The sequence below is a fragment of the Amycolatopsis nigrescens CSC17Ta-90 genome, assembly GCF_000384315.1.
Lineage (GTDB): Bacteria > Actinomycetota > Actinomycetes > Mycobacteriales > Pseudonocardiaceae > Amycolatopsis > Amycolatopsis nigrescens.
On sequence record NZ_ARVW01000001.1, the window covers coordinates 1591019 to 1617628 of the forward strand.

At 69.4% G+C, this 26610-nt stretch carries 25 protein-coding genes and 1 pseudogene; 9 read left to right on the forward strand and 17 right to left on the reverse strand.

What is annotated here, in order from left to right:
- Nucleotides 1-199 precede the first annotated feature (199 nt).
- From AMYNI_RS0107305 to AMYNI_RS0107335, 7 genes are all read right to left on the reverse strand, one after another.
- Nucleotides 200-1324 (reverse strand): cytochrome P450 family protein, encoded by a 1125-nt coding sequence (locus AMYNI_RS0107305; RefSeq protein WP_026360149.1) that lies wholly within the window; start codon nucleotides 1322-1324, stop codon nucleotides 200-202.
- A complete protein-coding gene (locus AMYNI_RS50020) occupies nucleotides 1306-2688 on the reverse strand; it encodes a cytochrome P450 (RefSeq protein ID WP_026360150.1) in 1383 nt (460 codons plus the stop codon). Before AMYNI_RS50020 ends, AMYNI_RS0107305 begins: the two co-directional genes overlap by 19 nt.
- Nucleotides 2685-3284 carry a GTP-binding protein gene (locus AMYNI_RS0107315; RefSeq protein ID WP_020667341.1) on the reverse strand — a complete coding sequence of 200 codons (600 nt, stop codon included), beginning with the start codon at nucleotides 3282-3284 and terminating at the stop codon, nucleotides 2685-2687. Before AMYNI_RS0107315 ends, AMYNI_RS50020 begins: the two co-directional genes overlap by 4 nt.
- Nucleotides 3262-3615, reverse strand: coding sequence for a DUF742 domain-containing protein (locus tag AMYNI_RS0107320; protein WP_020667342.1), 354 nt, complete (start codon nucleotides 3613-3615; stop codon nucleotides 3262-3264). The genes AMYNI_RS0107315 and AMYNI_RS0107320 overlap by 23 nt, the downstream gene beginning before the upstream one ends.
- Nucleotides 3612-4031 carry a roadblock/LC7 domain-containing protein gene (locus AMYNI_RS0107325; protein ID WP_020667343.1) on the reverse strand — a complete coding sequence of 140 codons (420 nt, stop codon included), beginning with the start codon at nucleotides 4029-4031 and terminating at the stop codon, nucleotides 3612-3614. Before AMYNI_RS0107325 ends, AMYNI_RS0107320 begins: the two co-directional genes overlap by 4 nt.
- The gene (locus AMYNI_RS0107330; RefSeq protein WP_020667344.1) at nucleotides 4028-5296 is read right to left on the reverse strand and encodes an ATP-binding protein; all 1269 of its coding nucleotides are present in this window, start codon (nucleotides 5294-5296) and stop codon (nucleotides 4028-4030) included. Before AMYNI_RS0107330 ends, AMYNI_RS0107325 begins: the two co-directional genes overlap by 4 nt.
- Nucleotides 5297-5468: 172 nt before the next feature.
- Nucleotides 5469-5912, reverse strand: coding sequence for a MarR family winged helix-turn-helix transcriptional regulator (locus AMYNI_RS0107335; RefSeq protein ID WP_020667345.1), 444 nt, complete (start codon nucleotides 5910-5912; stop codon nucleotides 5469-5471).
- A gap of 85 nt (nucleotides 5913-5997) precedes the next feature.
- Between AMYNI_RS0107335 and AMYNI_RS0107340 the strand changes: the two genes are divergently transcribed.
- The 3 genes from AMYNI_RS0107340 (at nucleotide 5998) to AMYNI_RS0107350 (ending at nucleotide 10028) form a co-directional block, all read left to right on the forward strand.
- Complete coding sequence (locus tag AMYNI_RS0107340) at nucleotides 5998-7770, forward strand: ABC transporter ATP-binding protein (protein ID WP_020667346.1); 1773 nt, start codon at nucleotides 5998-6000, stop codon at nucleotides 7768-7770.
- Nucleotides 7771-7871: 101 nt separating this feature from the next.
- A complete protein-coding gene (locus AMYNI_RS0107345; RefSeq protein WP_020667347.1) occupies nucleotides 7872-9098 on the forward strand; it encodes an MFS transporter in 1227 nt (408 codons plus the stop codon).
- Between the two features lie 96 nt (nucleotides 9099-9194).
- Nucleotides 9195-10028, forward strand: coding sequence for a maleylpyruvate isomerase N-terminal domain-containing protein (locus tag AMYNI_RS0107350; protein ID WP_020667348.1), 834 nt, complete (start codon nucleotides 9195-9197; stop codon nucleotides 10026-10028).
- Between the two features lie 6 nt (nucleotides 10029-10034).
- On the opposite strand, the gene AMYNI_RS0107355 is transcribed toward AMYNI_RS0107350, so the two are convergent.
- Entirely contained in the window at nucleotides 10035-10232 is a 198-nt protein-coding gene (locus tag AMYNI_RS0107355; protein ID WP_020667349.1) for a ferredoxin, read from the reverse strand.
- Nucleotides 10233-10654: 422 nt separating this feature from the next.
- On the opposite strand from AMYNI_RS0107355, the gene AMYNI_RS0107360 reads away from it, so the two are divergent.
- Both AMYNI_RS0107360 and AMYNI_RS0107365 read left to right on the forward strand, forming a co-directional pair.
- Complete coding sequence (locus AMYNI_RS0107360) at nucleotides 10655-11533, forward strand: HalD/BesD family halogenase (RefSeq protein ID WP_040405586.1); 879 nt, start codon at nucleotides 10655-10657, stop codon at nucleotides 11531-11533.
- Nucleotides 11534-11558: 25 nt separating this feature from the next.
- The gene (locus tag AMYNI_RS0107365; protein ID WP_020667351.1) at nucleotides 11559-13379 is read left to right on the forward strand and encodes a choline/carnitine O-acyltransferase; all 1821 of its coding nucleotides are present in this window, start codon (nucleotides 11559-11561) and stop codon (nucleotides 13377-13379) included.
- A 203-nt stretch (nucleotides 13380-13582) separates the two neighbouring features.
- On the opposite strand, the gene AMYNI_RS0107370 is transcribed toward AMYNI_RS0107365, so the two are convergent.
- A complete protein-coding gene (locus AMYNI_RS0107370; RefSeq protein WP_020667352.1) occupies nucleotides 13583-13870 on the reverse strand; it encodes a hypothetical protein in 288 nt (95 codons plus the stop codon).
- 139 nt (nucleotides 13871-14009) lie between these two features.
- On the opposite strand from AMYNI_RS0107370, the gene AMYNI_RS0107375 reads away from it, so the two are divergent.
- Nucleotides 14010-14843 carry a helix-turn-helix domain-containing protein gene (locus AMYNI_RS0107375; RefSeq protein WP_026360153.1) on the forward strand — a complete coding sequence of 278 codons (834 nt, stop codon included), beginning with the start codon at nucleotides 14010-14012 and terminating at the stop codon, nucleotides 14841-14843.
- Nucleotides 14840-15028 carry a DUF397 domain-containing protein gene (locus AMYNI_RS0107380; protein ID WP_020667354.1) on the forward strand — a complete coding sequence of 63 codons (189 nt, stop codon included), beginning with the start codon at nucleotides 14840-14842 and terminating at the stop codon, nucleotides 15026-15028. Before AMYNI_RS0107375 ends, AMYNI_RS0107380 begins: the two co-directional genes overlap by 4 nt.
- A gap of 131 nt (nucleotides 15029-15159) precedes the next feature.
- Here the strand turns inward: AMYNI_RS0107380 and AMYNI_RS0107385 are convergent, their stop codons facing one another.
- Nucleotides 15160-16551 (reverse strand): hypothetical protein, encoded by a 1392-nt coding sequence (locus tag AMYNI_RS0107385; protein WP_084628316.1) that lies wholly within the window; start codon nucleotides 16549-16551, stop codon nucleotides 15160-15162.
- 71 nt (nucleotides 16552-16622) lie between these two features.
- Here AMYNI_RS0107385 and AMYNI_RS0107390 point away from each other — a divergent pair, with 71 nt between their 5' ends.
- Nucleotides 16623-17234, forward strand: a complete 612-nt coding sequence (locus tag AMYNI_RS0107390) for a hypothetical protein (protein ID WP_020667356.1) — start codon at nucleotides 16623-16625, stop codon at nucleotides 17232-17234.
- Between the two features lie 56 nt (nucleotides 17235-17290).
- Here the strand turns inward: AMYNI_RS0107390 and AMYNI_RS0107395 are convergent, their stop codons facing one another.
- A complete protein-coding gene (locus AMYNI_RS0107395; protein WP_020667357.1) occupies nucleotides 17291-18721 on the reverse strand; it encodes an amino acid permease in 1431 nt (476 codons plus the stop codon).
- Nucleotides 18722-18789: 68 nt separating this feature from the next.
- Here AMYNI_RS0107395 and AMYNI_RS50025 point away from each other — a divergent pair.
- Nucleotides 18790-20106 (forward strand): annotated as a pseudogene (locus tag AMYNI_RS50025) (dipeptidase).
- 23 nt (nucleotides 20107-20129) lie between these two features.
- Here AMYNI_RS50025 and AMYNI_RS0107405 read toward each other — a convergent pair.
- The 6 genes from AMYNI_RS0107405 to AMYNI_RS0107430 form a co-directional block, all read right to left on the reverse strand.
- A complete protein-coding gene (locus AMYNI_RS0107405) occupies nucleotides 20130-20906 on the reverse strand; it encodes a maleylpyruvate isomerase family mycothiol-dependent enzyme (RefSeq protein ID WP_020667360.1) in 777 nt (258 codons plus the stop codon).
- Between the two features lie 101 nt (nucleotides 20907-21007).
- On the reverse strand, nucleotides 21008-21415 hold the full coding sequence (locus AMYNI_RS0107410) for a histone-like nucleoid-structuring protein Lsr2 (RefSeq protein ID WP_026360155.1): 408 nt from the start codon (nucleotides 21413-21415) through the stop codon (nucleotides 21008-21010).
- Between the two features lie 167 nt (nucleotides 21416-21582).
- Nucleotides 21583-22212: a TetR/AcrR family transcriptional regulator gene (locus AMYNI_RS0107415; RefSeq protein ID WP_020667362.1), complete on the reverse strand. Its 630-nt coding sequence runs from the start codon at nucleotides 22210-22212 to the stop codon at nucleotides 21583-21585.
- A 40-nt stretch (nucleotides 22213-22252) separates the two neighbouring features.
- Entirely contained in the window at nucleotides 22253-22774 is a 522-nt protein-coding gene (locus tag AMYNI_RS43920; RefSeq protein WP_063713813.1) for a TetR/AcrR family transcriptional regulator, read from the reverse strand.
- Nucleotides 22775-23030: 256 nt separating this feature from the next.
- Entirely contained in the window at nucleotides 23031-24044 is a 1014-nt protein-coding gene (locus AMYNI_RS0107425) for an aminoglycoside phosphotransferase family protein (protein ID WP_020667364.1), read from the reverse strand.
- A gap of 33 nt (nucleotides 24045-24077) precedes the next feature.
- Nucleotides 24078-26603, reverse strand: a complete 2526-nt coding sequence (locus AMYNI_RS0107430) for a family 78 glycoside hydrolase catalytic domain (protein ID WP_245574155.1) — start codon at nucleotides 26601-26603, stop codon at nucleotides 24078-24080.
- Nucleotides 26604-26610: the final 7 nt, after the last annotated feature.

Consider the following 26610-nt stretch of genomic DNA (forward strand, 5'->3'; position numbering starts at 1 on the left):
CCGGCGGGCCGCTTTCAGGTTAAAGGCACACCGTGATCGTTAACACCGCCGAGAGAAGGATCGATACGGGTCAGTAGTCAAGAAACCGCTGCTTACCTTGTCAGCTAAGAAAGTCACCATCGCCGCGCGGGCGATGGTGACTTCTCCGGTACTGCCGCCCGGTGCCCTCGAATACCTCCGAATGCCGCCGGATGCCGGTTCAGCCGCCGGCGAGATCGTGCAGTGCGGCGGGTAGCACGCGGTGGCCGTTGGAGATGAACGACGGGACCGGCTGCAGTTCGCCGGCGGGCACCGCGAGTGCGAGCTCCGGGAACCGCGCGAACAGGGCCGGCAACGCGATCTCCGCTTCGAGCCTGGCCAGCGGCGCGCCGAGGCAGTAGTGCACCCCGTGGCCGAACGCGAGGTGTGTCTTGTCCTCGCGGGTGATGTCGAACCGGTCGGCGCTCTCCCCGTGACGGGCGCTGTCGCGGCCTGCCGCGGCGTAGGCGGCGACGATCGCTTCGCCCCGGCGGATGGTGATCCCGTCGAGCTCGATGTCCTCAACCGCGTAGCGCAACGGCAGGTTCGCCACCGGCGCCTGCCAGCGCAGGGTTTCGTCGATCACGTCCTGCCACGAGCGGACGCCGTCGAGCACCAGCCGCAGCTGCTCGGGATGGGTGAGCAGCGAGGTGATGGCGTGGTCGAGCAGGTTGACGGTGGTCTCGTGGCCCGCCGAGATCACCAGGATCAGGGTGTCGATCAGCTCGGCCTCTTCCAGCCGGGAACCGTCGTCGTCGCGGACGCCGATCAGGCCGCTGGCGAGGTCGTCGCCGGGGTTGGCCCGCTTCTCCGCGACCAGCTCACCGAGGATGCGGTACATCTCCTGACCGTTGGCCAGCGCCTCCTCCGGGGTGGCCGCCGTGTTGAACACCCCGTCGACGGCCTGGCGCAGCCCTGGCCGCGCCTCGTCCGGGATGCCGAACAGACGGCAGATCACCTCGATCGGCAGCGGATAGGCGAAACCCTCCCGCAGGTCCACGTTCTCCGGCCGCTGGCTCGCGGCGAGCCGGTCGAGCAGGCCGGTGGTGATCTCCTCGATCCCCGGCCGCAGCGCCTCGGTGCGGCGCGGGGTGAACGCCTTGGACACCAGCGAACGCAGCCGCCGGTGGTCACCGCCGTAAGCGGTGAACATGTTCTGCACGGAGACCCAGATGTGCAACGGCCAGTCTTCCGGGATCTCGCCGCCCGCGAAGGCGGGCCAGTGCTGCCGGGCGTCCTTGGAGACGCGCTGGTCGCTCAGCAGCTGCCGGAGCAGCTCCAGGCTGGTCACCGACCATGCCACCACCTGACCAGGGAGTTCCACCAGCGTCGCGGGGCCGAGCTTGCTGAGCTCGGCGGCTTCGGCCTGGATGTCGCTGCCGGCGGGGTCGAGGACGAAGGGGCGGTCTGAGCGGTCCATCGGCTTTCTCCTGGGGTGTCGGCGAACGGGACGGGCACGGCAACCGGGGTGAAACGCACGGGGAGCGCGGTGAGCGCGCGGTGGAAAGGACCCGGCCGCCACACCAGCTCGTCAACGGGGACCGCGAGCTGGACGTCGGGCAGGCCGTCGAGCAGGGTTTCGATGGCGGCGGAGGCGATCAGCCGGGCGTGCTGCTGGGCCGGGCAGGTGTGCACCCCGGCGCCCCAGGCGAGGTGCGCCCGGTTGCCGGAGCGTTGCTCGGCGACCAGTGCGGGATCGGTGTTGGCGGCGGCGAAACTGATCACCACCGGCTGGGCGGCCGGCAGCCTGGCGCCGAGGAAGTCGAGATCCGACTGCGGGTAGCTGGCGGAGTAGTTGGCCATCGGCGGGTCGGTCCAAAGCACCTCGTCGAGTGCCTCCTCCACCGGCAGGCTGCCACCGGAGAGGTCACCGGCGAACCGGTCGTCGGAAAGCAGCAGCCGCACGCCGTTGGCGATCAGGTTCTGTTCCGGTTCGGTGCCGGCGCCCATCAGCAGGACGAGCTGGTGCAGCATCTCCTCGTCGGTCAGCCGCGCCCGGTGCGCCATCATCCAGGACGGCACGTCCGGTCCCGGCTGCCGCCGCTTGAGCGCGATCAGCTCCGCCATGCACCGGGTCAGCTCCGCGTTGGCCTGCTCCGGGTCGATCATGTCGAAGATGCCCCGCATGCCCGAGACCAGCCCGTCCCCGATGGCGGGCGGGCAGCCGTAGAGATGGTTGAACACGCGCAGGGACAGCGACATCGCGTAGTCGTTGAGCAGGTCCGCCGAGCCGGTGGCGGCGAACTCGGCGATCAGCGTCTCGGCGGTCCGCTCGACATAGCCGCGCAGCATGTTGGGGTCGACCCTGGCGAGGCTGTCGGTCACCGCGCCGCGCAGCCTGGCATGCACGGCACCGTCGGTGAACAGGCAGTTCGGCCGGTACATCATCATCGGCAGCACCGGGCAGTCCGGCGCGAGCCCCTGCTGCCAGCGGCGGGGGTCCCGCGGGAAAGTGCTGGGGTTGCGCATCACCTCCAGCACGGCGCCGTAGCCAACCACCAGGCTGGCCGGCACCCCCTCCGCCAGCTCGACCGGCGCGATCGGCCCCTGCCTGCGCAGCTCCTCGTAGGTTCGGGCCGGGTCGGCGGCGAATTCCGGGCCGTACAACGGCATCCGGCCGTTGTGGGCGGGACAGCCTGGGGACGGCTGCCGTCCGGCGGGTGAGGTCACACGAGCTCCTGACGGTTTCGGTTGAACAGGTAGTCGACGAGGGAGATCAGCGCGTGCGTGGAGGAGACCCGGTCACGGGCGTCGCAGCTGACCAACCTGGTTTCGGGCAGCAGATCGAGGGCGTCGCGGAGTTCCTCGTCGGGAAAGTTCGGCGCGTCGTCGAACTGGTTGATGGCCACCGCGTACGGCATGTCCAGCTCCTCGAGCAACCCCATGACGTCGAAGGAATGCTCGAGGCGGCGGGGGTCGGCGAGCACCAGCGCACCGAGCGCGCCGTGCGCGATGTCCTTCCACAGCTGGGTGAAACGCTGCTGTCCCGGCGCGCCGAACAGGTAGAGCACCACCTGGTCGCTCAGCGTCAGCCTGCCGAAGTCCAGCGCGACCGTGGTGGTGTTCTTGCCGTGCACCCCGGCGAGGTCGTCCACCAGCGCGCCGGCCTGGGTCATCGTTTCCTCGGTGCGCAGCGGCCGAATTTCCGACAGCGTGCCGACCATGGTGGTCTTGCCGACGGCGAAATGGCCGACGATCAGGATCTTCACCGCCGTGCGCACGGTGTCCCGCAGGTAGACGCCGTCAGATGAGAGCACGGAGGCCATCGAGCACGTCCTTCAGCAGCTTGAGGTCGGGATGGTCGGCGTCGGGGAAGGCCGCGTGCGTGGCGATGTGACCGGAGTCGACGAGGTCCGAGAGCAGCACCTTGGTGACGCTGGTGGGCAGGCCGAGGTGCGCGGCGACCTCGGCCACCGACAGCGCCCCGCCGCGGCAGAGCTCCATCAGGCGCCGCTTCTCCGGGCTCAGGCCGGTGAGCTGCTCGCGGGTGGCGACCACCACGGTGACCACGTCGAAGGTGTTGCGGGTGGGATGGGCGCGGCCGCCGGTCACCACGTGCGGCCGCACCAGCGCCCGTTCCCGCCTGCCGCCGGTCATGCCGGGCTGCCGAGGTCCTGGGTGTGGCGGGGCGGAACGGTCAGCTCCTTACCCAGCCGTTGAACGAGCTCCTGCAGCCGGGAGGAGACGCCCTCCATGTCGACCTTGTCCGTCGCGGAGACCGCGAGATACGCGCCGGGCCCCGCGGCGACGAGGAAGACGTAACCACCGGCGAACTCGCTCACGGTCTGCTGCCAGGAGTCCGCGGTCTCCCCGCAGAACTCGGCAGTGCTGCGGGCGAGCGCCTGCAGCCCGGACATGGCCGCGGCGTTGCGGTCCGCGTCGTCCCTGCTGATCCGCTGCGAATGGGCCATCAGCAGGCCGTCCGCGGAGAGCAGGATCGCGTACCGGGTCTCCGGCATCTTCATGGCGTCGTCGAGCATCCAGCCCAGCCTGTTACGAACCGGATCGGTCACTGGGTATTCCCTTCGGCGGCGGGTGATGGGGTGCTTTCGCGGCCGGCGCGGGTGCCCCGCTGCCAGGCGGCCAACCCGGTGCTGGCCCGATCCACCGGACGGTTCGGGGGTGGCGTGCCCGCTTCCGAGTTGGGCAGAGCCGGCTGGCGGCGCCGTCGCCTCGGCAGGCCGTTGGGTGTGCGTTCCAGCTCCTGCGCCGGAGTATCGGCCGGGGCGGGCACCGCGGGCCGGGGCGCCGGGCTGGGCGGGGTGAGCGCGGGGCTGGTCTCCGTCGGCGGGACGGCCCTGGTGAGCAGCGCGTTGGGCAGGAACACCACGGCACGCACCCCGCCGTAGGGCGACCGCGTGTCCACCGAGACCGTGAACCCGTATCTGGCGGCGAGCACCCCGATCACGGCGAAACCGATCCGGGGCGGGTCGCCGAGCCGGTTGATGTCGTGCCCGCCCTGCCCGGTCAGCAGCCATTCCGCGCGCTGCAGGGCTTCCAGGGTCATGCCGACGCCGGCGTCGTCGATCACGATGGCGATTCCGTTGTGCGCCTGGCCGAAGTTGACCTCGACCGAGGTGCTCGGCTGCGAGTGCCGCGCGCCGTTGTCCAGCAGCTCGGCCACCGTCAGCACGACCGGCTCGACCGCGCGGCTGATCACCGCGACGTCCGCCTGCGCGGGGATCTGCACGCGCCGGTAGTCGCGGATCCGTGAGGTGGCACCGCGTACCACGTCGGTCAGGGTGGAGACCGAACGCTGCTGGCCGGGCCATGAACCGCACAGCACCGCGGTCGCCTGCGCGCGACGGGCCAGTTGGGAGTTCGCGTGGTCGATCTTCAGCAGGTCCGCGAGCACCTCGGGATCGTCGTGCCGCTCTTCCATGGTCGAGATCGCCAACTGCTGCTCGTTGGCCAGGTTCTGGACGGTGCGCATCATCGCCTTGAGGGTGGCGCGCGCCGAGGTTTCCACGCTGCTGGTGGTCTGCTGCACCGACTCCGCGACCAGGTCGAACACCGGACGATGCACCTCGGCCAGCTCTTCGCGCAGCGGGCCGGGAACCTCCACCGGCCGGTGGTTCAGCGATTCCACCAGCGCGGGCAGCCTGGCCTGCACCAGATGGCGGTCCTCCTCGGTGCGGGCCTGCAACTCCCCTTCCACCGCACCGGATCGGGTACGCAGCCGGGCGGTCACCCGCCATTGCCGCAACAGCAGGACGAGCAGCAGGAGCAAAGCGGCCAGCACGAACCAGAACGCCACCGCGAGGGCTTGTTGATCCATCAGATCCTCAGGTCGGGAAACAGTTTTCAGGACGCACAACACCCCAGAAACCCGCGTCGCAAGAGCAGAATCTGTACCACGGCGCGGGAAGTGCATCCAAGCAGTGCCGCCACATTCCCCCACATGGACCAGTGCGGCCGGATCATCTTGTCGACACCGCCGGGAAGTGCGGCTACCTTGACGGAACCGTCTGCGCCTGGTCGACCTTGTCCAGCAGCTCGAGCAGGGTGCGCCGCTGCGCGTCGGTGAGCGGTGCGAACAGCTCGCCCGCCACCCGCCCCCGGTGCTCGGCCACCCGGCGGCACATCTCGGTGCCGTCCGCGGTCAGCTCCACCAGCGTGGACCGCCGGTTCCCCGGATCGATCCGCCGCCGCACCAGCCCGGCCTCCTCCAGCGCGTCGACCACCGGGGTCACCGCCCTCGGCACCACGTGCAGCCGTTCGGCCAGCTCGGCCATCCGCGGCGGAGCCTGGCAGCGGCCGAGCATGGACAACGCCCGCGCCTGCGCGGGGGTGAGCCCGAGGTCGCCGACGGTGTGCGCCTGCAGCTTGTGCGCGGTCTTGGCGAGCCGCAGGAACAGCCTGCCAAGACGTTCTTCCTCATCACCGGCGTCCACGATCGCAGCTTAACAGAGTGATTGTAATAGTGAACTATGGTAAATATGAAAGAGCCTCTGTATCCGAACCCTGCCGGAGCCGCCTGTGTCATCCGCTGAACAGCCCGAACAACAACCCGCCCAGCTGCGCCGCATCCTGGGCCTCTTCCGTCCGCACCGGGCCAAGCTGCTCGCCGTCGCTTTGCTGGTCGGCGTGTCGTCCCTGGTGTCGGTGGCCTCGCCGTTCCTGCTCCGCGAGGTGCTCGACGTCGCCATCCCGCAGCAGCGCCTCGGCCTGCTCGCCCTGCTGGTGCTGGGCATGATCGGGGTGGCGGTGGCCACCAGCGTGTTCAACGTCGGGCAGACCTACCTGTCCACCAAGGTCGGCCAGAGCGTCATGCACGACCTGCGCTCGGCGGTCTACGCCCGGCTGCAACGCATGTCGCTGGCCTTCTTCACCCGTACCCGCACCGGCGAGATCCAGTCCCGCATCGCCAATGACATCGGCAACATGCAGGCCACCGTGACCTCGACCGCCACCTCGCTGGTCTCCAACCTGACCACGGTGCTCGCCACCGTGGCCGCGATGCTCGCGCTGGACTGGCGCCTGACGGTGGTGTCGCTGCTCCTGCTGCCGGTGTTCGTCCTGGTCAGCAGGCGGGTCGGGCAGGAGCGCAAGAGGATCACCGCGAGCCGCCAGGGCCAGCTCGCCAGGATGTCCGCCGGGGTACAGGAGTCGCTGTCGGTCAGCGGAATCCTGCTGGGACGCACGATGGGCAGGGCGAACTCGCTCACCGACACCTTCACCGCCGAGTCCTCCACACTGGCCGAGCTCGAAGTCCGCTCCAGCATGGCGGGGCGGTGGCGGATGTCGAGCATCCAGATCGTGATGACCGCGCTGCCCGCGCTGATCTACTGGGCGGCCGGGCTCAGCAGCGCCGCCGGCGCCGAGATGATCTCGTTGGGCACCCTGGTCGCCTTCGTCACCCTGCAGCAGGCCCTGTTCCGACCGACGCTGTCCCTGCTGTCCACCGGCGTGGACATGCAGAGCTCGCTGGCCCTGTTCGCGCGCATCTTCGAATATCTCGACCTGCCGGTGGACATCGACGAACCGGCAAGGCCGGTCCGGCTGCCCGCGGTCAAGGGCGAAGTCACCTTCAGCGACGTCGAATTCGGGTACTACCCCGCCCACCCCACCCTCGCCGGCATCGACCTGGACGTGCCGGCCGGCACCAGCCTCGCGGTGGTGGGTGAGACCGGGGCCGGCAAGACGACCCTGAGCTACCTGGTGCCCCGGCTCTACGACGTCACCGCCGGACAGGTCCGCATCGACGGGGTCGACGTGCGCGAGCTCAGCTTCGACACCCTGGCCGACGCGGTCGGCGTGGTCTCCCAGGAGACCTACCTGCTGCACGCCACGGTGGCCGAAAACCTGCGGTTCGCCAAACCGGACGCCACCGGCGAAGAGCTCGTCGAGGCCGCGAAGGCGGCGCAGATCCACGAGCACATCACCGCACTGCCGGACGGTTACGAAACCCTCGTCGGCGAGCGCGGCTACCGGTTCTCCGGCGGGGAGAAGCAGCGGCTCGCGGTCGCCCGCACGATCCTGCGCGACCCGCCGATCCTGATCCTGGACGAGGCGACCAGCGCGCTGGACACCCAGACCGAGCAGGCCCTCCAGCAGGCGCTGACCACGTTGTCCGCCGGCCGGACCACGATCACCATCGCGCACCGGCTGTCCACCGTGCGCGACGCCGACCAGATCGTGGTGCTCGACCACGGGGAGATCGCCGAACGCGGCACCCACGACGAGCTCATCGCCGCCGGAGGGCGGTACGCGGCGCTGGTCGACCGCGACGGCAGGCTGGCCGCTGCCTGAGCGTAAGTCCACTTAGGATGGACAACCAACCGCTGGAACCGGAAGCCCTCGCGAACCGACGCGTGCGGTAACGAGCGACCACGCGACCGAGCAGGAGCACCGTGACACCGTCCTCGCCCGCCCCGCGCGGGCCCGCCATCCTGCGCGACGTGGCGTTCCTCCGGCTCTGGTCCGGCAACACCGCTTCCGGGCTGGCCACCTGGGCGCTGCCGTTCGTGCTCGGGCTGGCGGTGCTCGACCGCTCGCTCACCGCGGCCGGCCTCGGCCTCGTGCTCGCCGCCCGCACCATTGGGTTCCTGGCCGCGGTGCCGATCAGCGGGGTGATCGCCGACCGCTACTCCCGCCGGAAGGTGGTGCTCTGGGCCGGGCTGACCGCCGCGGCCGCGGCGCCGGCGCTCGCGCTGGGGCTCGGCCGGTCGGTGCCGCTGATGGCCGTCGCGGCCGTGGTGACCGGCGCCGGCCAGGGCGCCTGCCGTCCCGCATTCCAGGCGCTCACCGCCGAGATCGTCGCCCCGGCCCGGCGGCAGCAGGCCAACGCCGCGATGACGCTGGCCGTGCGGGTCACCGTCCTGGTCGCGCCGGCGCTGACCGCGCTGCTGGCCACCGTGCTCGACACCGGCGCGCTGCTGGTCGGCATCGGCCTGCTCTGGCTCGCCGCCGCGCTGGTCCCGCCGCCGGGGGCGCCGGGCGGAGCCGGGGAATCCGCCCGTGTCGGTTTTTTCGCCGAGTTCGCCGAAGGGCTCCGTGAAGCACGCCGTCACCCCTGGTTCTTCGCCGGTCTCGGTGCGCTGACCACCGTGATCGCCACCGGCTACTCCGCGACCGGGGTGGCGCTGCCGCTGGTCAGCCGGGACCGTTACGGCAGCGAGGCCGTGCTGGCCGGCGCGACCACCGCCTTCGTCGCCGGCGCGCTCGCCGGCGCCCTGCTGATCGCCCGCTGGCGCCCCCGCTCCCAGGGCTGGGCCGCGCTGGCCGGCCTGGCCTGCTACGGCGTCGCCCCGCTCAGCTTGCTGCTGCCGGTGCACCCGGCCGTGGTCGCGGTCGCCTACGCGGTGGCCGGCATCGGCATCGAACTGTTCAACGTGCCCTGGTTCACCGCGATCCAGCGCGAGGTGGAGCCGGCCAAGCTGGCCCGAGTGTCCTCTTTGGACTTCCTGTTCTCCTACGGGCTCGCGCCGCTCGGGCTCGCCTTCATCGCACCCGCCATCGACGCCTTCGGCGCACCGGCGGTACTCGGCGCCTGTGCCGTGCTCTGCTTCCTCGCCCCGGCCGCGGCCGCACTCGCACCCGGCACCCGCCACCTGCGCCGGGCGCACCCGGTCAGTTGACAGCCGTTGAACGGGCGACCAGATTCGAGCTGTGACCTGCACCACAGCGAAGAACTCGGTTGCCGGCACCCACGGCACCAGGTTCACTGTCGGAGCATGACGATATTCGGACCGGCGATCGACTTGCGGCCCGAGTTCCCCAGGGAGCGCGCGGCATTGCTGGACCTGCTCGCCGCGCTGACCGACCAGGACTGGACGAGGCCGACGGTCTGTCCAGGTTGGACGGTCAAGGACATCACCGCGCACATCCTCAACGACTACCTGCGCCGAATCTCCGGCAGCCGGGACGGGCACCCGGGCGCGCGGTTCGTCAACGACGAAACCCTGCCCGACTATCTGGCCCGTACCAACGAGGAGTTCGTGCGGGCGAGCCGGCAGTGCAGCCCGCGGGTGCTGATCGACCTGCTGACCCACCTCGGCCCGCAACTCGACGAGTTGTGGTCGCGCAAGGTGCTGGACGAGCCCGCCGACCTCGGCGTCTCCTGGGCGGATCCCGAGCAGGTCAGCCCCACCTGGCTGGACATCGCCCGCGACTACACCGAGTTCTGGGTGCACCAGCAGCAGATCCGCGACGCGGTGGCCCGTCGGGGCGCGGACGAGCCACGACTGTTCGGCCCGGTGGTGGACACCTTCCTGCGCGCACTGCCGCACGCGCTGCGCACCGAGACGCGGCCGGCGGGCACCGGCCTGAGCTTTGAGGTCACCGGGCCCGCGGGCGGAATCTGGTCCGCCGTCCGTTCCGAAGACCGGTGGCGGCTCGCGCTGGGCACGGTCGAGTCGCCCGCGGCGCGGATCACCATGGACCAGGACGTGCTCTGGCGGCTGGCCAGCCGCGGGATCGGCGTCGAGCAGGCGCGGCAACGCGCCGAACTGCGGGGCGACCCCGGCCTGTGCGCGGCGGCGACCACCCTGCTCGCCATCGTGTGGTGACCTGGCTCAGCCGCCGGCCACCCTGATCACGCTGGCGGGACACAGTTCCACGGCCTCGCGCACCTGGTCCTCGGCATCCGCCGGGGGCGTCGGCTGCAGCACCACCACCTGGCCGTCATCGTCGTCCTGGTCGAACACGTCCGGCGCGGTGAGCGCGCACATGCCGGCGCCGATGCAGCTCTCGCGGTCGATCTCGATACGCATATGTCCGCCTTACCAGGTGACCGGCAGTCGGTGCACCTCGAAAATCAGCAGCTCGTCACGAGCGGGTCCCCCTCCGGGACAGCCGATTGTACAGGAGGCTATGCAAGCGTACAGCCACGGACGGCCAAGTGCGGCTTCGGATAGGGATCGGAATCCGAACTCACGTTTCCTTCCGGCGTGAGCGGGCATGCATGAGTACACACCCCGCGACCAGACTCCAATCGTGTGAAATAACGGGCAATTCAAGGAGTGATGGCACCCTTCATCCGCGATCTTGGCCCGTCCGCGCTTCCTGGCTACGATTGCGAAGTCCGGCCAACTCGCCGTGTCCCGTGTCACAAACGACTCGTGACAACGAATGGAACGCACCGCATGTGCTAAACCCCAAAGGCGGGTGAGCTTTGCACGCGGAGAGGATCCCTATGACAGAAGCTCGGGTAGTTGAAGCTCGGACGGTTGAACAGGTGGTCGACACCGATCGGTACCCACTGGCCGAACCGGATGGCGCCGCCTGGCGGGAAGTGGTTTCCCGCACCCGGCGCGAACTGCACGAAGTGGGCTGCAGCGTATTACCCAATTTTATTCGCGCCGCCCAGTGCGACGTATTGCAACAGGAATGCGCTGAAATCGCCCCGCTGGCACATTATGACGTCGAAGTGGTCAATGTCTACAACATCGCCACGGATTCCACCCTCCCGGCCGGTCATCCAGGCCGGACCACCATGGAGCGCGGTAACGCCTTCGTCGCCCGTGACCGCATCCCGGAACGGTTCATCATTCACCAGCTCTACACCAGCGAACTGTTCCGGCATTTCATCGCCCGCTGTTTCGAACTGCCCCGGATTCACGAGCTCGCGGACCCGCTGGCCGGACTCTGCCTCAATGTCGTCTCCCCCGGTATGTCGCATCCGTGGCACTTCGACAAGAACGAGTACACGGTGAGCATGCTGACGCAGGAGTCCGAAGGCGGTGGCATCTTCGAGTACCGGCCGAACATCAGGTCGGCGCAGGCGGAGAACTTCGAAGACGTGCAGGCCGTGCTGACCGGCCAGGACGAGCACCTGACCCGCCGGCTTTCGCTGCGACCCGGCGATCTCCAGCTCTTCAAGGGCCGCTACTCGCTGCACCGGGTGACCCCCGTGCGGGGCGAGACGGCCCGCCATTCGGCGATCTTCGCCTATAGCGAACGCCCCGGAGTCATCGGTAGCGTGGCGCGGACGAAACAGCTCTTCGGCCGCGTGCTGCCCGAACACCTGGCCGCGGAAGGGCACGCCGTGCGGGCCGACCAACTGCTGGACTAGGCGTGCCACACCATCGAAGTCGAGGATGAAATTGAACAGCAGCGAGGACCTGTCCACCCGTACCTTCGGCAATGAGGACCGCCTGCCGCGTGTGCCCTTGCCCAGCCTGGAGGACAGCTGCGAAAGATTCGTCGAGTGGTGCGCACCGCTGCTGACCGCGGACGAGCTGGCGGAGACCGAGGCCGCGGTGGCGTCGTTCCTGCGGCCCGGCGGCGACGGCCGCAAGCTGCACGCGGCGCTCGAGCGGTACGACGCGGAAGACGGCGTGCGCAGCTGGCTGGACACCTTCTGGCCGGCCCGGTACCTCGGCCGCCGCGACCGCATCGCGCTGAACGCGAACTTCTTCTTCCTGTTCTCCGAATCGGACCGGCCGCAGGTGGAGCGGGCGGCCGGGCTGATCGCCGCGGGCGTCAACTACAAGCTGCTGCTCGACCAGGAGCTCATTCCGCCGATCGTGCAGCGCGGGCAGCCGCTTTCGATGGAGCAGAACAAGTTCCTGTTCTCCGCCACCCGGATACCCGGCGCCGTCCAGGACACCGTGCGCGCGCCCTACAGCGAGGAATGGCCGGGACCGTCCCCGGCCAGGCACATCGTGGTGTTCGCCGGCGGGAACCTGTTCCGGCTCGACGTGCTCGGGCCGGACGGGCACCCGCACACGCTGGAGGACCTCGCCGCCGGGCTGAGCGCGATCAAGAAAGCGGGCGCCACCCGGGCCGCGCGGGAGGAGGCCGTCGGCCACCTCACCACCAAGGCCAGGGCCGAGTGGGCGGCCAGCAGGCAGGCGCTGCTCGCACTCGACCCCGGCAACGCGGCGGCGCTGGAAACCGTGGAGAGCGCGCTGTTCTGTGTCTGCCTGGAGGACTTCACGCCCCGGGACACCCAGGAGGCGTGCGACCAGCTGCTGCACGGTGACAGCGGCAACCGCTGGTTCGACAAGGCGGTGTCCCTGATCGTCTTCGAGGACGGCACGGCCGGCATCAACGTGGAGCACTGCGGCCTGGACGGCACCACGATACTCAGCTTCGTGGACGCACTGCTGGGCACGCCGGCCGAGGAGCAGTCGGCGCGCTCGGGCGCCAGCTCGCAGGGCCTGCCCGTGGTCGAGCCGGTCGAGTTCGTGCTCGACGACGAGCTGCGGGCCGACGTCCTGGCGGCCTCCGAGTCGTTCGCGGCGTACGCGGCGGGCACCGGCACGTCCACCGTGTCGTTCGAGGACTTCGGCGGGAACCGGGCCAAGCAGCTGCGGATGTCGCCGGACGCCTTCGCGCAGCTGGCCTACCAGCTCGCGCACAAGCGCAGCAAGGGCCTCACCGGCGCGACCTACGAGTCGATCGCCACCAGGCAGTACCAGAACGGGCGCACCGAAGCCATGCGCGTGGTCACGCCCGAAGTGCTGCGGTTCGTGGCCGCGATGGACGACGAGAACGCGGATGCGGAGACCCGCCGGGCCGCGTTCCGGGCGGCGGCCGAGAAGCATGTGGCGCGGGCGAAGGCGTGCCAGGCGGGACAGGTACCCGAGCAGCACCTGTGGGAGCTGCAGCTGATCCAGCAGCGGCGCGGTGCCGAACTGGGCGTGACCGAGCCGCTCGCCCTGTACGAGACCCCGGGCTGGCTCAAGATGCGGGACGATTACCTGAGCACCAGCTCCGCGCCGTCCACCAACATCCGGTACTTCGGTTTCGGCTCGACCAGCAGCCAGTGCATCGGTGTCGCCTATGTACTGCTGCCCGATCGGCTGAACATCTACCTGAGCACCCCGCTCGCGGTGGCCGACGAGATGCACGCCTTCGCCGGCAAGCTCCGGGAAGCGATCACCGAACTCCAGGACCTGCTCGCCTCCGAATAGCACGATCCGCACCGGACCCGGTGATGAGTGCAGGGCCCCGCCGGCGCCTGGGGCGTCGACCGGCGGGGTCCTGCTCCGGCATCGTGCTCGCCGGACTTCGCCCCGGCGCTCTACCGCGGGGCGAAGCTGGCCCCTGGCTCGCGCGTGCGGGCGAACCCGCCCGAGCCAGGGGTCTTGCCGAGCGCCAGTAGCGAGTGGACAGTTCAGGCACCCGTGCTCATCGCCCCGCTGAGCACGATCCGGTGCCGGTTGACGCGCGCCCATTCGTGACAGCGGCGGCATCCGTCGAACAGCGCCCCCTGCACCGGCGTGCTGAGTTCCTCGCGGTCGTGCCGGACCGGGTATCGCCAATCCGCAGCACAGACCGGGATGAGGTGCGGTACCGCGAAGTTGTCGAGCTCGTCCGCCGGGTACAGATGCGACTGATCATCACCCGACCACCTGCGGACCACCAGGCGGATAGCCAGGCGCCGCCGCGATGCGGTGTCCACAGTGTGCTCCGCACGGAGTAAGCTGACCGCAGTTGGCTCTTGCTGCATGCATCGATAATTATGATGCATGCAGCAAAGGACAAGAGCCCGATCGGGTTACCTCCTGGTTCACAAAGGGTGACGCCATAAGATCTGCTGCATGGCCAGCAGCGCTGAGACACCCCGCGCCCGACTCTTGGGTGCGAAACTTCGTCACGCCCGAGTGGCTCGCAACCTCACGACCAGGCAGCTTGGTGATCTACTCGGCAAAGACAGCTCATATGTGAGCCGTCGTGAAACCGGCAAGATCGTGGCTACCGAGACCGAGGTCGCAACAATCCTTGGCGCTCTTGGGGTAATCGGCGACGAACGAGAACGCCTACTCGAACTTGCTCGTGCTGCCCGAGATCCGAATTGGCTCGCACCCGGTGTGGGCAAACAACTAGCGGTACTGATGGAGTACGAGCGAACCGCCGACGCTGTGACCAATGTGCAGCCAAGTCTGGTTCCCGGCCCGCTGCAGACCCCGGACTACGCCCGTTCGCTGATGATCAGCGGTGGCGCCACAGAGGACAGTGCCGACTCCGCCGAGGCCCGGCGATCAGGCCGTCGCGATGTACTCAACCGGGTCAAGTATTTCGCGATCATGGGAGAGCAGGCAGTCCGATACCCGGCATGCCCACCAGAAGTCGCAAAACGTCAACTGCGTCAACTACTCGAATACGCCGAAGCAGACAACATCACCATCCAAGTTGTCCGGCAGACCATCGGCTACAGCCACCTTGCCGAAGGCGCCTTCGTGCTGATCGAGTCCAGCACGGCTCGCCCAGTCGTGCACCTGGAGAGGTATCGATCGAGCACGATGCTTACCGACTCCCGGGATGTACGGGACTACCAGACCGCGGCGGCCACACTCCGCCGTGATGCGATGAGCCCTGATTCCACAACGAGGCTCATCGCGAAGATTGCAGATGAGATGGAGCGTAAACAATGATCGAAGACCGCTGGCGAAAATCAAGCTACAGCGGATCAGATACCAAGGAAGGCGAGTGCGTCGAGGTGCGCCTCGGCGCCGACCAGGTCGCCGTCCGGGACACGAAGCACCGGGACGCCGGGCACCTCACCGTGCCGGCACCGGCGTGGTCCGCCTTCCTGGAACAGGTCAGCCGCGAACGCTGACCGCGAACACGACGAATCCCCCGGCGAGCGCTCTACGCCGGGGGATTCGTCATATTCAGGACCAGGTGAACCCAGGTCAGGGGTCGTGAGTGGAAAGTGTTGCCGGGGCAACACTTTCCACTCACGACGGGTTAGCGGGGGACGCCGTATAGCACGCGTTTGCCGGGGTGCTCGGTGACCGTCCAGATCTCGTTGCGGCCCGGCCAGTAGGACAGGTCCTCGGTGCCGATGGCGGCCTTGCGGTCCTTTTCGAACTTCAGCACACCGGATTCGGCGCTCGAATCCTTGGCCTCGACCAGCTTCGCGTTTCCTTCGGTGCCACCGCCGGTTTGGCTCAGGTACCAGCGGCCCTCGTAGGAAACCGCGCCCTGCACGTTGGACACCGGGAGCCGGAACGCCTTGCTGGCGTGCCAGTTGCCGTCACCGCTGAGCTTCGGCAGGCCGGTGGACGCGTCCATCGGCCACTGCGCGACCCGGCCGTTCTCGTTCGGGATGCTGCCCTTGGCGCAGTACTCGCCGGTGATCAGCTTGTCCGCGTCGCTGCGGTCGAGCGAGATGAACGAGTACTTCGGGACGCCCTTGCCGCTGCACTTGTACTCCGGCGGGAACTTCGCCAGACCACCCGGGTTCTCCCAGGACGCGACCTGCGGCATCACGTACCGGTAGCCGAACGAGTAGTACTTGCCGTTCTGGCGACCGACCTGCTTCTTGTCCCCGAGGTCGGCCTTGTCGCCGGCCGCCTTCAGGTCGAAGATCTTGCGCATGTCGAACGCGCGGATACCGCGGTTGGTGTCCACCACGTACAGGTAGTTGCCGTACCACATGATGCCGCCCGCGTGGATCCCGGCGTGGTCGCCGGACTGCGGGCTGCTCACGATCTCGTAGGACGGGTTGTCCTTCGAGTTGATGTACGGGTAGACCAGCAGCACGTGCTGGTACTTCTTGGTGTCCGGGTCCAGGAAGGACACCCGGACCCCCTTCTCCGCACCGGTGTTCCCCTTGTCGTACCAACTCACCAGGATCGGCTTCTTGGTGCCCCACTTCTGGTCCTGCTGGGCGTCCGCGACCGTGGTGACGCCCTGCGGCATCCATTCCAGGTTCTTCGCGTCCGGGGTACTGGTGTCGGACTTGTCGAAGCAGTACCGCTGCGCCGGTGGGGTCATGTCCTTGAACGCGGCCGAGCTGCACTTGTCGCCGAAGGTCGCCGTGCGGCTGCCCTGCTCGAGCAGGTTCTGCACGCCGAGCTTGGGCAGTTCCTTGTCCAGCTTGGCCACCCGGCCGGGGAAGCTGTTCGCCGGCGGGCTGGCCGCGAACGAGTTGTACTTCGAAGGATTGAGCTGGAAGTCGCTCTTCTCCGGCGGGGTCGGGTTCGGGTTCGGCCCTGGCTCCGGGTCCGGCTCCGGCGGGTCCTCCTGCGCCTGTGCCGGCGCCACGCCCTGGCTCAGCGCCGGCACCGCACCGGTCATCCCGACCGCGGCCAGCGTGGCCGCGACCACGATCGCGACACACCGTTTCGTCTTCAAGCTGTCTCCCCTCATCACGCTGAACCTCGGCGAGGGAGCTTAGTTTTGCTAACCACTAGGGACAACTCAGTGTGAGCAACGCCCTCATCCGATCACTGACCGTGCTGCTGCTGGAGCTTCGAGGCCGCTTCGAGCGGGCCTGCGCAGGTTGTAACCCCCCGGCCACCGGTGTGGCCGGGTTCGAAAACCTGGAGGGCTCAGTGAAATCATTCCCGAATACGGCGCGCGGTCTGCTCGTCGCCGCGGGCATCGGCCTCGCCATCGCCGGAGCCGGTGTGGTTCCCGCGACGGCGGCCGAAAAACCGGACAACAGCACGGTTTCCACGCAGTGGGCGAACGCCGTCGGCGTGTGGCGGGCGGACATCACCCGGGACGACGGTGTCAGCGAGAAGGCCTACTTCAGGTTCTTCGCGGACGGCAAGCTCGGGCTGGAGGTCGACGACGGCAGCACCGGGCACGGCAGGTGGTGGCCGGCCGGGAACAGCAAGTTCGGGTTCAAGTTCGTCCAGCCGGTCTACGACGGCAGCGGGACGCAGATCGGCGAGGTCCGCGCCGCGCACGACGCCGTGCTGAACGCGGACCGCCAGGGCTGGACCTCTAAGGGCACCGGCACCTTCTACGACAACAACGGCCAGGTCGTCGTTTCGGCGAAGGTCAGCGTGGTGGCGGTCAAGGTCGCCTGACCAAGGTGGGAAGCGCCGGAGGGGCGGCCTCCGGCGCGACCACCGTGCACGGCGCCTCAGCGGAACCGGGAATGCTTGCGGCCGTAGGCGAAGTAGATGATCAGCCCGAACAGCATCCAGGCGGCGAACCGGATCCAGGTCAGCACGTCCAGGTTCAGCATCAGGTAGAGGCAGGCCAGCGCGGCCACGATCGGCAGCACCGGCGAGAACGGCACGGTGAACGGGCGCTGCAGGTCCGGGCGCTTGCGGCGCAGCACCGGCACCGCGATCGCGACGATGATCATCGCGGAGAGCGCGCCGATGCTGACCATGTCGGACAGTTCGGTGATCGGGACGAAAGCGGCGAGCAGCGCGATCAGCACCGCGCCGACGATGGTCACCCGGTGCGGGGTGCCCCAGCGCGGGTGCACGGTGCCGAACCGCTTCGGCAGCAGCCCGTCCCGGCCCATCGCGAAGCCGATCCGGCCGATGGTGACCAGCTCGACCATCATCACCGAGGTCAGGCCGGTCACCGCGCCGAGGGAGATGAGCGCGCTGATCCAGTGCATGTCCACCGAGTCGAAGGCCGCCGCGAGCGGGGCGCCCTCGTCGATCTCGGCGAACGGCACCATGCCGGTGAGCACCAGCGAAACGCCGAGGTAGAGCAGCGCGCAGATGCCGAGCGCGCCCAGGATGCCGACCCGCAGGTCCCGGCGCGGGTTCACGGTCTCTTCGCCGAGGTTGGCCAGCGCCTCGAAACCGGTGTAGGCGAAGAACACGATCGCCGCGGCGGTGAGCACCCCGGCGATCCCGAAGGCCGACTGCTCCAGGCCGAGACCGGCCTCCACCACGGGCTGGTGCAGCACGTCGGCGCCGCCCTCGATCGGCCGCGCCGGCGGCAGGAACGGGGTGAGGTTGGCGCTCTTCACGAAGAAGACGCCCACCGCCAGGATCAGCACGCACACCGCGACCTTCACCACCACCAGCACGTTGGTCACCATCGCGGACAGCCGGATCCCGCCCACCGCGACCACCGTCAGCACGGCGATGACCAGCACCGCGCCGAGGTTCACGGTCGCGTCCTCGCCGAACCACTCCGCCGGCAGCCCGAGCAGGTTCGCCAGGTAGCCGGACCAGCCGCGGGAGACCACCGCCGCGCCGAGCGCGAACTCCAGCAGCAGGTCCCAGCCGATGATCCAGGCGAAGACCTCACCGAGGGTGGCGAACGCGTAGGTGTAGGCGCTGCCCGCGGTCGGCACGCTGGAGGCCAGCTCGGCGTAGCAGAGCGCGGCCAGGCCGGCGACCACGGCGCCGATGGCGAAAGACAGGGTCACCGCGGGTCCGGCGTGGGTCTTGGCTTCGACGCCGGCCAGGGTGAAGATGCCGGTGCCGATGATGATGCCGACCCCGAACCCGACCAGGTCACGACCGCGGAGGCGGCGTTTCAGGTCACCGGATTCCTGCCGCTGGAGCACCGTGTCGACGTCCATGGTGCGCATGATTCCCATCCGAGCACCGTACGAGTTCGGGCGCCGGTCCGCAGCGTTCCGGCCGGCACTGCTGCGATCATGGGCCCATGGAATCCGCACTTCTCGAACGCGCCCGCGCCCTGCTGACCCGGTATCCGGTCGTCGACGGGCACAACGACCTGCCGTGGGCGTTGCGCGAGCAGGTGGGCTACGCGCTGGACGAACGCGACCTCGCCACCGACCAGTCGGCCCAGCTGCACACCGATCTGGCCCGGTTGCGCGCGGGCGGGGTCGGCGCGCAGTTCTGGTCGGTGTACGTGCGGTCCTCCTACCAGGGTGACCGCGCGGTCAGCGCCACGCTCGAGCAGATCGACTGCGTGCGGGCGCTGGTGGCGCGCTATCCGGACGACCTGGTGTTCGCCCGCACCGCGGACGAGATGGAACAGGCGCGGGCGACCGGGCGGATCGCCTCGCTGATGGGCGCCGAGGGCGGGCATTCCATCGACTGCTCGCTGGCCACCTTGCGCGCGCTGCACGAGCTCGGTGTCCGGTGTCTGACCTTGACGCACAACGACAACGTCTAATTCAAATGAGCGTTACGCACGGTCTTGGGTACGGCTTGCGTCCGTGCGTCACCCGCATCCAGCCGCCGCGAGCCACCCTCCGGGCGGCCCCCGTCGACTGGATAGTGCGTAACCCTCAACGTGCCGTGGGCGGACTCCGCCACCGACGAGCCCGCCGCCGGCGGCCTGACCCGGTTCGGCGAGGAGGTGGTGCGCGAGATGAACCGGCTGGGCATGTTGGTGGATCTTTCGCACGTTTCCGCGGACACCATGCGGGACGCGCTGCGGGCCAGCCGCGCGCCGGTGCTCTTCTCGCACTCCTCCGCCCGCGCGGTCTGCGACCACCCGCGCAACATCCCGGACGACGTGCTGGAGTCGCTGCCCGCCAACGGAGGCGTGGCGATGGCCACCTTCGTGCCCAAGTTCGTGCTGCCCGAGGCCACCACCTGGACCGCGGCGGCCGACGAGAACATGCGGGCCAACGGGCTGGACCCGCTGGACACCTCGGCCCGCGCGATGGCGGTGCACCGGGCGTTCGAAGCGACCAGTCCACGGCCGATCGCGACCGCGGCGACCGTGGCCGATCATCTCGACCATCTGCGCCAGGTGGCCGGGGTCGACCACATCGGAATCGGTGGTGACTTCGACGGGACCGCTTTCACCCCGGCCGGGCTCGACGATGTCTCCGGCTATCCCAACCTGGTCGCCGAACTGCTCGGCCGCGGCTGGTCCGAGGCCGACCTCGCCAAGCTCACCTGGGGCAATGCCGTGCGGGTGCTGCGCGAAGCGGAACAGGTGGCCGAAGGGCTGCGCCGGACCGAGTCGCCGTCGATCGCGACCATCGAGCAGCTCGACGGCTGACCCGTCCTGATCGGACGTCCGGCTCAGACCGCGGTGTTGGCCAGCCAGTGGTCCAGCAGCGCATGGTCCCCGGTGATCCCGATCCGGCCGTCACCGACGGCGAGCCGCCTGGTGAAAATCAGCAGCAGGTCCGATACCTGCCCGGACACCACCACGTCTCCGCCCGTCGTCCCGCGTTCCCAGACCGGGCCGCCGGGGGTGCGGGTGACCAGCCAGCCCGGCTGGTCCGTTTCCCGTGGCAGCAGCAGGATTTTCTCGCCGCGGCCACGCAGCTTCACCAGTCCTGGCTTGAGCGCCGTCATGCCCGGTGCGGACAGCAGCTCCAGTCCTTCGGTGATCGCGTCGGCCGCGAGGTCCGGGGCGATCGCGAACGCGGTGTGCGTGGTGAGCGCCGCGTCGACGAGATGGACCGAGGTTTCGTGCAGCATTCGGCGCAGCCAGAAAGCGGCGGGCAGCGGGCCGAGAAAGGTCCACACCGTAGTCGCAGCACCAGTCGCAGCACCGGCCTGCCGCACCGCGTCCACCAGTTCGTCCGCACCGGCGCGCAACCATTCCGGCCACCGCGCCGGATCGCCGGAATCGGCTTCCAACGGATCCGGCACGGGCGCGGCCTCGCCGGCTCGCACCCGGTCCGCCGCCCACCGGTGCGCCTGGCCGATATGCCCGACCAGATCGCGCAGCAGCCATTCCGGGCAGGTGGGCACGCGCAGTCCCGGGTCCGCGCCGCGCACAGTTTCGGCGAAAGCGCCGGTTTGTTCCCGCAGCCCGTCCGTCAGCCGCCCGAAGTCGAGTGTCCGCATATTCGCCGTCCTTTTCCCTGGTCCGGCCTGCACCGTAGAAGCTCCATCCGGCTGGAGATTCCACCGAATGTGACCGAGGGCACAACGAACGGCGACCCGCGTCAGCTCACCTTCTTGCTCACTGCCTTCTTCTTCGGCGCGCGCTTGGCGGCCGTCTTCTTCGCGGCGACGGGCTTGCGCTGAGCATCGTCGAACGCGGCCACCACCTCGGCCGCGATCCGGCCGCGCTCGGCCAGCTGGTAACCGTTGGCATTCGCCCAGACCCGGATTTCCCGGTTGCGGTCGCGCTGACCGGGATCGGCGGGCTTGCTGCCGGCGCCGCGGATCTTCCGGCCGCCGGTGCGACGCCCGGCGGCCACGTATTTGGCCAGCTCGTCGCGAAGCTCGGCGGCATTGCCGTCGGACAGGTCGATCTCGTAGTGCACACCGTCCAAAGTGAACGGGACGGTCTGGCTGGCCACACTGCCGTCGAGATCGTCGAGCATTTCCACACGTACCTGTTGCGCCATGAGCAATGAATCCTTTGAACGATGTGCAAGCTATGGATCTTCGCGAGACCGCGTAGACCCTAGCCGTACACTACGCCGCGCCGCCACCGCATACCCAGGCCGGAATCGGTGCCATTCCCGCCGGCACCTTCACGCGGTCGGAAAGTATTGCCCCACGGCCGTTCCGGTCACGACCTCGGCGCGGTCGCCCGTTCGAAAAGGGCGGCCAGTTCGCCGGCGTAGGTGTCCAGATCCAGCGACGGGTCGGCGGCATAGGCTTCGGCGGCGCCATCGATACCGTGCGCGATGGTCCGCGCCACGATTTCCGGGGCGAACTCGCCGAATGCCCCTTCGCGCTGCCCCTGCCGGAGTATCCGTTCGAACTTTCCGACCAGGAAACCTTCCAGCAGCGCCCCGGAGACCGCCCAGCCTTCCGGATCGCTCGCATTGGCGGCGACCTCGCGCAGCACCCGGACGCACTCCGGGCAGTCACGGAGGAATGCGACCTCGGTCTCGATGAGCGCGCGCAGCATCTCGACGCGATCGCTGGTGCCCGCCGCGCGTTCCTCCAGGAACTTCTCCTTGATGCCGAGCACGGCGGTCACCACCCCCTGGATCAGCCCGGCCTTGGTGCCGAAGTGGTAGCCGATGATCCGGGTGCTGCTCAGTCCCGCCCTTTCCTTGATGCGGGCGAACGACGCCTTGCGATAACCGAGTTCGGCGATCGTCGCGATCGTGGCGGAAATGATCTGCGCGCGCCGGGCGGCCTCGGTGACGCTCAGGCCCAGCTCGGGCTGAAGATCCACCTCTACCTGCATGAGTTAAAAGTAACCCATCCGAGTAACACTGGCAAGCGGGCTAAGCATCCGTGCCAACCGGAACGGACATCGCCGAGACAATGAGGTCGATGATGTCCTTCCGCAGCACCGGAAGATCGATTCTTTCCTGTTCCACCGCGATGAGCACCCGTTCGTTGACGGCAGCGATCACGGCCTGCCGCAGTTCGAGGCTGGGCCGGACGCCCGGCCTGGTGAGGGTGGCGGCCCATTGCCGGTAGGCGCGCCGACGCAGCGCCAGCGCCCTTGGCCCGGCACCGGCGATCTCGATCAGGATCACCTTGCTGACGGCCGGATCCGCGGTGATGCCGGCGAGATAGGCGTCGACAACGGCGCACACGTTGTCCTCCCAGGTCCGCCGCCTGTCGATCGCACTGGCGACCTGGCGCAGCACCCGCACCGAAGCCGCCTCGTAGGCGGCCAGCAGGCACTCCTCCTTGTTCGCGAACTGCTCGTAGAACGTCCGCCGCGATACCTTGGCCTCCTCCACGATGTCACCCACCGTGGCCTCCGGATATCCCTTGCGCGCCGCCGCCCGTAGCACACCCGCGAGCAAACGGCGCCGATGGCGCTCTTCGGAAGTTACGAAATCCTCTGCGCTCGTCATGGAACTCCAGAATATCCGTGCTACGGGAATCTATTGTCGTAGAAGGCTTATCGCGCAACGGAAAGGGACGGTAAGGTGTCTCGCACCACCCCGTCAATCACCCCATCAGTATTGTCATGTCGCTGAGCGGCCACGCCCTTTTCGTGCGTTCCCGGGAGACGAAAAAGGGACTCTTCCACTGGGCCGCGCGCAACTAGACGGCGTAGCTCGCCAGCCCGGTCGGCGAGAGCACCCCGCGGAACAGGGCAAGCGCCTCCGCCCGTTCGTGCTCCGGGCAGCCGCCGTCCTGCGCTGACGGCACCGATGGCACTGACAGCACTGCGTGCGCGGCCGGTACGACCAGGTCCTCCAGCGCGCGGGTGCAGCGGAAGTAGGCCAGCCGGGCGGGGTCCACGTCCACCGGCCCGTACCCGTCGAAGAACCAGGACCGCTCACGCGGGCCCACCGGGGCGAAGGCGAGCACCCCGCCGATCACGAACATCAGGTCGAGTTCACGCGGGGCGAGCACCGCGTCGTCCCAGTCGATCAGCCAGACCTGCCCGTCCCGGTGGACCAGCACGTTGCCGAGATGCGGGTCCCCGTGGCAGAGCACGTCCGCCGCGGGCTTGGCACGCAGCTCCCGACCGAGCTCGCCGGCCCGCTCGACGAGTGCCGAGACGAGACCGGCCGCGGCACGCCACTCCTCCGCGGCGGCACGAGCGAGCGGATCGGCCGGGACGCCAGCGCGCAACCGGGAGTCGAGGGCACGCACCTCGGAGACCCAGCGCCGATGAGCCGTGTACGCCGTTCGCGGCAGGGCCTCCACCATCGGGCCGCTCGGCGCGGTGGCGTGCGCACTGGCCAGCAGCGCGCCGTAGCGCGTCCACTGCCGCGCGGTCATCCCGCCGTTCAGCGCGCCCACGTCCGACACCCAGGGCACCAGGGAAAGCCGGCGGCCCCGCCGTTCGCTCCACGGCTTGCCGAGCCGGGTCGGTACCGGGGCGACGACGCCGGGCACCCCGCGCGCCGCGAGACCGGCGGGCACGAGCAGCCCGGCCGGAGTGCCGCCCCCGCTCCGCTTGACCGCGTACCGGGCGTCACCGGAGACCCCGTGCCAGACCGCCGCGTCCACATCCGCGCCGTGGCGCACCCGGTCGAGTGCGGTGAGCTCGACCGCGAAGTCCTCCCGCACCCACTCGCGCAGCCGGTGCTCGCCGACGTCGTCCATACCGGACAGCGTCGCCGCCGAAGCCGCGCGCTGTCACCCGAATTTCGCCTCAGCCTCTCCGGCCACCGGATCCGCGACGGTCCAGCTGTGCCGGCCGTGCCGGACACCGACGGTCTCCCCGCCGGGGAGGTGCACCGTGGCGCGGGTGCCCGGCGGCAGCTCGACGTCCAGGGTGAACCGGCCGTCGTCCCGCCGCCAGGCCACCGAGGCGTCACCGTAGGGCGTGCTGTGCCGGGCCGACGCGTGGGTGAGTGCCGCGTCCGGGACCGGCTTGACGGTGATCTCGCGGTAGCCAGGGGCCGCCGGGGCGAGACCGGCCAGGGTGCGGTGCATCCAGTCCGCGACCGCGCCGAGCGCGTAGTGGTTGAACGAGTTCATCTCGCCGGGGTTGATCGAACCGTCGGGCAGCATGCTGTCCCACCGCTCCCAGACGGTGGTGGCGCCCATGGTGACCGGGTACAGCCACGACGGGCAGCTTTTCTCCAGGAGGAGCCGGTAGGCCAGGTCGGGGTAGCCGGAGGAGCACAGCGCGTCGGTGACCAGCGGGGTCCCGACGAACCCGGTGGAGATGCGGAACTCGTTGGCGCGCACCAGCTCCGCCAGCCGGCCGGCGGCGTGCGCGCGCTGCTCGCCGGTGGGCAGCAGCGCCCATTCCAGTGCGAGCGCGTAGACGGTGGGCGCGTCGCTGAGGATCCGCCCGGCACCGGTGACGTAATGCCGGGCGAAGGCCGCCCTCGTCCTGGCGGCCAGCTTCGCGTATTCCCCGGGGTCCCGGCCCAGCACGCGGGCGGCATCGGCGACGATCTCCGCCGAGCGCACCAGGTAGGCGGTGGCCACCACGTCGGGATCGGCCTTGGCCGCGAACGGGTTGTCCGGCGGCGCGTCCGGGTCGAGCCAGTCGCCGAACTGGAACCCGCCCGCCCAGACCCCGTCGGTGGTCAGGCCGGCGATCTTGTCCACCCAGCCGCGCATGCTGTCGAACTGCCGTTCCAGAATCCCGACGTCGCCGAAGCGCTGGTAGAGCACCCACGGCACCACGGTCGCCGCGTCGCCCCACGCCGTCGCCGCCGGGGAGCCTTCGGCGAGCACGTCCGGGATCACGAACGGCACGGCACCGTCGTGGTGCTGCTCGGCGGCGAGGTCGGCGAGCCAGGTGCTCAGGAATCCGGCGGTGTCGAACAGGAAGGTCGCGGTGGGTGCGAAGACCTGGATGTCGCCGGTCCAGCCCAGCCGCTCGTCACGCTGCGGGCAGTCGGTGGGCACGTCGGCGAAGTTGCCGCGCATCCCCCAGACCACGTTGCGGTGGAACCGCTCCAGGTCCGGGTCGGAGCAGCCGAACCAGCCGGTGCGGCGCAGGTCGGTGCCGATCACCACGGCATCGAGGTCTTCGGCGCTCACCTCGGCCCCGGTGACTTCCGCGTACCGGAAACCGTGGAAGGTCAGTGCCGGCTCCAACGTCACCTCCGCCGCATCGGCCAGCACGTAGGTGTCGGTGGCCTTCGCCGAACGCAACGGGCGCACCCCCAGCTCACCGTGCTCCAGGACCTCGGCGTGCCGGACGGTGACCTCCGTGCCGGCCAGCGCGTTCCGCAGGCGCAGCCGGACCCGGCCGACCAGGTTCTGCCCGAAATCCACCAGCGTCTTCCCTGACGGCGACCGCCACACCTCGACCGCGGGCAGCACCTCGGTCACCCGCACCGGCGGGCCTTCCGGTGCGACCAGCCGCCCCAGGTCTGCTTCGACCACCTCGACAGTGTCTATTGTGGACTTAGCTGGTCGAAAATCGGTGTGCTGGCCGTCGTACAGGTCGTCGGCGAGAATGCCGCTGGCACGGGCGGTCCACAGCTCGTCGGTGCCGATGACGTCCACCGACCCGTCCTGGTAACCGACTTCGAGCTGCGCCAGCAACGCCAGCCGCTCGCCGTAGAACGCCCGTTTGCCGATCCAGGCCAGGCGGCCGCGGAACCAGCCGTTGCCGAGCAGCACGTCGAGCGTGTTCTCGCCCTCCCGCAGCAGTGCGGTGACGTCGTGCGTCTGGTAGCGCAGCCGGTGCTGGTAGGCAGTCCAGCCGGGGGCGAGCACCTCGTCCCCGACCGGGGCGCCGTTCATCGTCGCCGTGTAGACGCCATGCGCGGTCACGTACAGCCGCGCCCAGGCGATCCCCGGCCGCAGCGTCACCGTGCGGCTCAGGATCGGTGCCGGCGCGTCGATCGCGCCGAGGGTGACCGGGCTGATGAACCGCGCCGCCCAGTCCTCCGCCGCCAGCAGGCCGGTCTCCACAGTGGACGGTTCGCTCCAGTCCGACCACCGGTCGCCCGAAGCCACCCGCACGCGCAGAGCGGCCAGGGTCCGGGAGCGCAGCGGCGCGAACGGCCACGGCACCAGCACCTGCTCGGCGGAGTCGACGCGCACCACCGTGCCGTCGAGGTCCAGTTCGTAGGCGGTCTGCGCCCAGTCCGGGTCGGTCGTGTCCACCTGCCAGGACAGCCGCGGGCTCGCGGTGCCGATGCCCAGGGTGGAATCCGCGGCGTCGAGGTGCTCGAAACGAACCGGGCGCACGATCAAC

What these genes read in the sequence shown, in the direction of transcription:
- AMYNI_RS0107410 (WP_026360155.1), bottom strand. Translation starts at nt 21,415, where the DNA reads ATGGCGCAACAGGTACGTGTGGAAATGCTCGACGATCTCGACGGCAGT.
- AMYNI_RS0107360 (WP_040405586.1), top strand. Translation starts at nt 10,655, where the DNA reads ATGACAGAAGCTCGGGTAGTTGAAGCTCGGACGGTTGAACAGGTGGTC.
- AMYNI_RS0107355 (WP_020667349.1), bottom strand. Translation starts at nt 10,232, where the DNA reads ATGCGTATCGAGATCGACCGCGAGAGCTGCATCGGCGCCGGCATGTGC.
- AMYNI_RS0107350 (WP_020667348.1), top strand. Translation starts at nt 9,195, where the DNA reads ATGACGATATTCGGACCGGCGATCGACTTGCGGCCCGAGTTCCCCAGG.
- AMYNI_RS0107375 (WP_026360153.1), top strand. Translation starts at nt 14,010, where the DNA reads ATGGCCAGCAGCGCTGAGACACCCCGCGCCCGACTCTTGGGTGCGAAA.
- AMYNI_RS0107330 (WP_020667344.1), bottom strand. Translation starts at nt 5,296, where the DNA reads ATGGATCAACAAGCCCTCGCGGTGGCGTTCTGGTTCGTGCTGGCCGCT.
- AMYNI_RS0107315 (WP_020667341.1), bottom strand. Translation starts at nt 3,284, where the DNA reads ATGGCCTCCGTGCTCTCATCTGACGGCGTCTACCTGCGGGACACCGTG.
- AMYNI_RS0107425 (WP_020667364.1), bottom strand. Translation starts at nt 24,044, where the DNA reads ATGGACGACGTCGGCGAGCACCGGCTGCGCGAGTGGGTGCGGGAGGAC.
- AMYNI_RS0107365 (WP_020667351.1), top strand. Translation starts at nt 11,559, where the DNA reads ATGAAATTGAACAGCAGCGAGGACCTGTCCACCCGTACCTTCGGCAAT.
- AMYNI_RS0107320 (WP_020667342.1), bottom strand. Translation starts at nt 3,615, where the DNA reads ATGACCGGCGGCAGGCGGGAACGGGCGCTGGTGCGGCCGCACGTGGTG.
- AMYNI_RS0107380 (WP_020667354.1), top strand. Translation starts at nt 14,840, where the DNA reads ATGATCGAAGACCGCTGGCGAAAATCAAGCTACAGCGGATCAGATACC.
- AMYNI_RS0107415 (WP_020667362.1), bottom strand. Translation starts at nt 22,212, where the DNA reads ATGCAGGTAGAGGTGGATCTTCAGCCCGAGCTGGGCCTGAGCGTCACC.
- AMYNI_RS0107395 (WP_020667357.1), bottom strand. Translation starts at nt 18,721, where the DNA reads ATGGGAATCATGCGCACCATGGACGTCGACACGGTGCTCCAGCGGCAG.
- AMYNI_RS0107405 (WP_020667360.1), bottom strand. Translation starts at nt 20,906, where the DNA reads ATGCGGACACTCGACTTCGGGCGGCTGACGGACGGGCTGCGGGAACAA.